The 6,513-nt window shown below is 40.9% G+C and carries 7 protein-coding genes and 1 pseudogene; 6 read left to right on the top strand and 2 right to left on the bottom strand.

The features are described 5' to 3' along the window. Positions 1-113 precede the first annotated feature (113 nt). Positions 114-461, top strand: a complete 348-nt coding sequence (locus VB732_RS03300) for a YbaB/EbfC family nucleoid-associated protein (RefSeq protein WP_323229391.1) — start codon at positions 114-116, stop codon at positions 459-461. A 76-nt stretch (positions 462-537) separates the two neighbouring features. After that, on the top strand, positions 538-1,023 hold the full coding sequence (locus tag VB732_RS03305; RefSeq protein ID WP_323229406.1) for a low molecular weight protein-tyrosine-phosphatase: 486 nt from the start codon (positions 538-540) through the stop codon (positions 1,021-1,023). Between the two features lie 52 nt (positions 1,024-1,075). Here VB732_RS03305 and VB732_RS03310 read toward each other — a convergent pair whose 3' ends face one another. Continuing rightward, complete coding sequence (locus VB732_RS03310) at positions 1,076-1,759, bottom strand: response regulator transcription factor (RefSeq protein WP_323229392.1); 684 nt, start codon at positions 1,757-1,759, stop codon at positions 1,076-1,078. 628 nt (positions 1,760-2,387) lie between these two features. Between VB732_RS03310 and smpB the strand changes: the two genes are divergently transcribed. From smpB to leuD, 3 genes are all read left to right on the top strand, one after another. Continuing rightward, entirely contained in the window at positions 2,388-2,855 is a 468-nt protein-coding gene (gene smpB, locus VB732_RS03315) for an SsrA-binding protein SmpB (protein ID WP_323229393.1), read from the top strand. Between the two features lie 257 nt (positions 2,856-3,112). Beyond that, positions 3,113-4,516 carry a 3-isopropylmalate dehydratase large subunit gene (gene leuC / locus VB732_RS03320; RefSeq protein ID WP_323229394.1) on the top strand — a complete coding sequence of 468 codons (1,404 nt, stop codon included), beginning with the start codon at positions 3,113-3,115 and terminating at the stop codon, positions 4,514-4,516. 91 nt (positions 4,517-4,607) lie between these two features. Next, positions 4,608-5,216, top strand: coding sequence for a 3-isopropylmalate dehydratase small subunit (leuD, locus tag VB732_RS03325; RefSeq protein ID WP_323229395.1), 609 nt, complete (start codon positions 4,608-4,610; stop codon positions 5,214-5,216). A 79-nt stretch (positions 5,217-5,295) separates the two neighbouring features. On the opposite strand, the gene VB732_RS03330 is transcribed toward leuD, so the two are convergent. Beyond that, positions 5,296-5,463: a hypothetical protein gene (locus VB732_RS03330; RefSeq protein WP_323229396.1), complete on the bottom strand. Its 168-nt coding sequence runs from the start codon at positions 5,461-5,463 to the stop codon at positions 5,296-5,298. 473 nt (positions 5,464-5,936) lie between these two features. Here VB732_RS03330 and VB732_RS03335 point away from each other — a divergent pair. Beyond that, positions 5,937-6,513 (top strand): annotated as a pseudogene (locus VB732_RS03335) (IS701 family transposase); the annotation flags it as partial.

The raw sequence follows: 6,513 nt of genomic DNA on the forward strand, positions 1-6,513 counted from the left end.
CCCAATTCCCAATTCTAGGATGCATTAATTATTGGTAAAAAAAGAGGCAAATTACTTACCGCATCTATAATTGAATTTGATTTGTTATTCAACGCACAAGCGTACAAATAATTATGACAGGTAAAGGACAAGGATTCGGCTTTGGCTTAGGAAAAATGAAGGAACTGGCCGAAGCTTTTAAGAAAGCGCAGCAAGTTCAAGAAGGCGCAAAGCGACTCCAAGAAGAATTGGAGCAAATGGAGATTCTAGGAGAATCTGGCGGTGGTCTGGTGAAGGTGATTGTCAGTGGGAACCAAGAACCCAAGCGGGTAGAAATTTCTCCAGATGCTTTAGCAGAAGGTGCAGAAGTACTTTCCGATCTTGTGACAGTAGCAATGAAAGAAGCCTACAACAAGTCCACAGCAACAATGCGGGAACGGATGGAAGAATTGACCAGTGGGTTGGAGTTACCTGGGTTTTAGTCATTGGTCATTAGTCATTGGTCATTGGTCATTGATCAAAGGACAAATGACTATTGACAAAGGACAAAAAATATCTATGCCTTACAAGCTGCTATTTGTCTGCTTAGGTAATATCTGCCGATCGCCATCGGCAGAAAACATAATGAATCATCTAATTGAGCAGGCTGGCTTGAGCGATGCCATCATCTGTGATTCTGCTGGTACATCTAGTTATCACGTTGGAAGCGCACCTGACAGACGCATGAGTGCGGCGGCGGCTACAAAGTTGGGAATTAAACTGCGTGGTCAAGCACGCCAGTTTCAAAAGTCAGACTTTCAAGACTTTGATTTAATTTTGGCGATGGATCAAGAAAATTATGAGAATATCCTTGCTCTCGATCGCACCAAGCAATATAAGCATAAAGTGCGTTTGATGTGCGAGTTTTGCTCTCGACATACCTTGAAGGAAGTTCCAGATCCTTATTATGGTGGTCAAGACGGATTTAATCAGGTTATTGATTTACTGATTGATGCTTGTGAAGGTCTGCTTACAAAGGTTATGAGTGAGGAGAGACACGATTAATCGCGTCTGTACAGGAGTTTTAATTTCTCACTCCTAACTCCTCACTACTTTTTTATTCGACTAAACCATGCTTCATGGCAAAACGCACTAATTCTGCTCGGTTGCTGGTTGAGGTTTTTCTCAATAAACTGCTAACGTACTTTTCTACTGTACGAGGACTCAGATGTAGCTGATGGCCCATTTCAGCATTAGACAAACCATGAGTCAATAACTCTAAGACTTCTTGTTCTCTATGAGTTAGGGATGAGTGCAGGTGTGATTTCTGAATTTGAGTGGACAGAGAATTATGGGCATCCCCTGCTTTTGTCGGGGTGGAAATGCCCAAATTCTCTTTATGAGAAAAGCGATACTCAGATTGAATAATTTGCGATCGCTCCAAAAGATTACGGATTGCTGCTGCTAATTCTTCCAGTTCAAAGGGTTTGGGTAAGTATAAATCGCACCCTGACTGGTAGCCCAGAATTCTTTCCTGGGTCTTAGTTCGGGCTGTTAATAAAATTACAGGCAATAATCGAAACATTGGTTGTTGACGTACCCGACGCACCAATTCGTAGCCATTCATCTGTGGCATGATGATATCAGTGACAATCAAATCAGGATGATAGTTATCCACCATAGCCAAAGCCTCTTGACCGTCATTAGCCGTGATCACTGAGTAGCCAGACAGTTCAAGATAGTCGCTAACAGACAGACGAGTGCCCAAATCATCATCCACTACAAGGATCGTCAAGGGCATGGACAATACACCCCTAGCATTTTTTTACTCAAAAATTTGCTTCTACGCGCTTAATAACAGAACACTGGTAAGAATAGTGTTCTTATGTTTCATACTATGACAGGATTACCAGCTAATAACTGACTTTAGGGTTGATTTATAAAGGAAAACTTAAATCTTTCAGAAAGCTAACGGAGTGTAACTTAGCTTTGACATCCTCTGCTTGGGAGGCATAGAGAGCTTTTTAATTTGTAACAACTCATTAATAAGACAAAGTAAATTCTTCCTATAGTATAAATTAATATTAAGTTAATCAATAATTAACCAAAACACAAATAAGTATAAATACTTATTGTCTTTGTTTTTTGTAATGAATCCTAGTCAATCACTAATGATGATTAGCATCATACCAATTATTTGTAAGACTACACAAAATCAGGCTTGGTCAAACTTGGGGCTTTATATCTTAACTCAGATGTAATCTGTATCAGGTAACTTAAAATTGACAGAAGACTCTTAATTGTGAAATTAAAAAAGCTAAATTAGTGATATACAGTCCAGCATTTATAGCGGTTCTAAGACACACCCCATAATTCACAAGGCAATCCAAATAATTTTTTAGGTACATTTAAAGCAGACAAAATTATCAATGAGCGACAAGAACGACAGTTACAAAGTTATTGCTGACAACCGTCAAGCCCGCTATTTATATGAAATTCTGGAAACTTACGAAGCCGGAATTGAGTTGACAGGAACCGAGGTGAAGTCAATTCGTGCGGGTAAAGTCAATCTCCAAGATGGCTATGCTTTACTTCGTAATGGCGAAGCATGGTTGATCAATATTCATATCTCACCTTACAACGCTAGTGGACAATATTTTAATCACGAACCACGGCGTACACGCAAGCTTTTATTGCATCGCCAAGAACTCCGTAAGCTAATTGGCAAAGTTGAACAGCAGGGTTTAACTTTAATCCCTTTGAAAATGTATCTCAAACGCGGCTGGGTAAAAATAAGTATAGCCCTTGGCAAAGGTAAAAAGCTCCACGATAAGCGAGAAGACTTGAAACGACGGCAAGATCAGCGCGATATTCAACGGGCAATGAAAAGTTATTAAAGTTCTTATTGTGTCACACCAAGAAAAATTCCTGTAGCAGCTGCTGCATAAGTGCTACTGTACATAAACACCACATTGTACAGATATTATTGATAACGTGAGATATTCTGACAATTCTCAAGGTCTCTGTGGTTTTTTGAGGAAGAATAAAACCGCAGAAGCGCTGAGGGTACTGTAACTAATATGAAGGGTGTAGAAAAACTTAGACTCTTTTTTGATACTATTTAAGACCGGACTCTTGAAATATTGATTGACGTATGAGCAAAGGTACCCTGTTTGATAAAGTTTGGGACTTACACACCGTTGGTACACTTCCCTCAGGACTGACGCAACTATTTATCGGGCTTCACTTAGTTCATGAAGTCACCAGTCCCCAGGCTTTTGCTATGTTACGCGAGAGGGGTCTAAAAGTACTGTTTCCAGAGCGTACCGTTGCTACAGTCGATCATATTGTGCCGACAGAAAATCAGGCACGTCCCTTTGCTGATGGTTTGGCAGAGGAAATGATTCAAGCGCTTGAGCAAAATTGCCGAGAAAATAACATTACCTTTTATAATATTGGTTCTGGTAGTCAGGGTATCGTTCACGTTATTGCTCCAGAACTTGGACTGACTCAACCAGGAATGACGATCGCTTGTGGAGATAGCCACACTTCGAGTCATGGGGCATTTGGTGCGATCGCATTTGGTATCGGTACTAGTCAAGTGCGGGATGTTCTCGCTGCTCAAACCCTCGCCCTCTCCAAACTGAAAGTCAAAAAAATTGAAGTTAACGGCAGTCTCAACCCAGGAGTTTATGCCAAAGATGTCATCCTGCATATCATTCGCACACTCGGCGTAAAAGGCGGCGTGGGCTATGGTTATGAATTTGCAGGTACAACATTTGAGCAAATGAACATGGAAGAGAGGATGACTGTCTGCAATATGGCGATCGAAGGCGGTGCTAGATGCGGCTATATTAATCCCGATCAAGTCACCTACGATTACCTCAAAGGTAGAGATTTTGCTCCTAAAGATGCAGATTGGGATAAAGCAGTAGCTTGGTGGGATTCCATCAAGAGCGATGCTGATGCCCAATATGATGATGTAGTCGTATTTAATGCTGCGGAAATATCTCCTACTGTCACCTGGGGGATTACTCCCGGCCAAGGTATCGGTGTCAATCAGTCAGTGCCTCAGCCGGAAGAACTACTAGAAGAAGACCGATTTATTGCCGAAGAAGCTTACCGCTACATGGATTTGTATCCTGGTCAACCCATCAAAGGTACCAAAATAGATGTCTGCTTTATTGGTAGTTGCACCAACGGCAGAATTAGTGATTTACGGGAAGCTGCAAAAATCGCCAAAGGTCGCCACGTTGCAGAAGGAATCAAAGCTTTCGTTGTTCCCGGTTCTGAAAGGGTGAAGGAAGAGGCAGAAGCTGAAGGATTGGATAAAATCTTCCAAGAAGCCGGATTTGAATGGCGTGAACCCGGATGTTCTATGTGCTTGGCAATGAACCCCGATAAGTTACAAGGAAGACAAATCAGTGCGTCCTCCTCTAACCGCAACTTTAAAGGAAGACAAGGTTCCTCTTCCGGTCGGACATTGTTAATGAGTCCGGCAATGGTCGCCACTGCCGCCATTAAAGGCGAAGTTTCTGATGTGCGCGAGTTGCTGTAACCCCACTTCCTAGCATAGAGAAATCTCTTAAACTTTTCTTTCTTTCTTTGTGTCCTTTGCGTTCTTTGCGGTTCGTTTTCTATATAAAACTATGGTGAGTGAAGTTAAAACAGTTTCAGGGCGCGGTATACCTTTAGTAGGCAATGATATAGATACCGATCGCATCATTCCCGCGCGATATTTGAAAGCCGTTACCTTTGATGGGTTAGGCGAAGGCGTATTTATTGATGACCGGACAGCGCTTAAAGGTGAACATCCCTTTGACCAACCCCAATATCAAGGGGCAAATATTTTAATAGTCAATAGAAATTTTGGCTGTGGTTCATCACGGGAGCATGCACCCCAAGCGATCGCAAAATGGGGAATCCAAGCTTTAATCGGTGAAAGCTTCGCAGAAATCTTTTTCGGTAACTGTGTGGCAATGGGCATACCTTGTCTGACAGCCGATGCTGTGACTGTTAAACAACTGCAAGATTTAGTTGCTGCCAATCCTCAAGCAGATGTAACAGTGAATCTGGAAACCTTGCAAGTGCAAATTGCTGATTACACAGCCTCAGTTGCGATCGGTGAAGGTACTAGAAGCACATTCATTTCTGGGACTTGGGACGCTTGTGGCCAGTTAGTAGCAAATGCTGACCAAGTTCGGGCAACAGCTGCAAAATTACCTTATGTGGGTTGGGGCAGTTTAGCAGCGAGTTAATACTTTCTCATTCCCTGGTTGTCAGCCAGGGAATACTGATTTTTTATCAGCTGCTGCCTTTGCGGAAAGTAGCTAGGCGTTAATATTGATTGAGGTAGAGGCGACAATAGCCTAATGTACTGGAAACTGGAAAAGCCGAGAGCGATCGCACAACCCAAGAAATAGACAAAAGACGTAATGAGAACTTGCAAACAGCGATCGCAATCCTAGTTTTTGGCTTAGGTGCAGCACAAATAGGTGTCAGCACAGCACCCTATATAATTTGCGAATGTACAACAAATGGTGTCCATTAAATCCCACATTCCGCACCCTAACTGTCACACACCAACAAAAAGCTGACAGAGTAGTACATAGAAACTAAGTTCGATTCAAAAGTTAAGATAATTAATGCTACTTATTATCATTAAGTATCTTAATTGGGCGAAAAGAGGAAGTTTTGTGACGAAGACAAAACAAAGGGAAAACTTCATAATTAAAAAATAATTGATAACAAAAAGATCAATGAGAGAATTGCAACAGAGGTTGTGGAGAATACTGTTGTAATGTTGAATAACGAAGAAATTGAAATTCAAAATATAGACCATTAGGACTTACGCATTGACAGAAGAACAAAATAGTGAATTGATGAATATAGGTCGTCTATTTTGCAGGTATCGGATAATCAGAGAAATTACTAAACCCTCCACAGCACAATGTAATCTAGACCTCTACACCTTATTTTTGCTGTCAGAGCCGAAGTTTGCGGGATGCAGTAGGTTAGCAGAGATATTGGGCGATGTTTCACATGATAGCGTGAATCGCTTTTTATTAAGAGAGAGGTATGAACCGAAAGATTTATTCAAAATAATAGAGAAAATCATCGATTTGGTAGGAGGGATACTAAGTATAGACGATACAGTAGTAGAAAAGATTTACTGTTACCCTAAAAATGCGGAATTAATCAGTTATTTTTGGTCAGGGAAAGCCCATAAAACTATCATTGGCTTAAATTTAATCACTTTATATTACAGTGATATCAATGGGAATTCGGTACCAATTAATTACAGAATATATGACAAAAAGGAGGGAAAAACCAAAAACGATTATTTTCGAGAAATGGTGAGTGAAATAATAAATTGGGGAGTCAAGCCAAGAATTGTAACAGGAGATAGTTGGTATTCAGGAGTAGAAAATCTAAAATTTCTAAAAAACCAGAAGCTGGGTTTTCTCTTCGGAATTGAAAAAAACAGAACTGTCTCAAATGAGCCGCATAAGTATTGCCAGGTAAGCACTCTAATTATTCCCGAATCAGGATTAA

Source organism: Nostoc sp. UHCC 0252, assembly GCF_034931145.1.
Lineage (GTDB): Bacteria > Cyanobacteriota > Cyanobacteriia > Cyanobacteriales > Nostocaceae > Nostoc.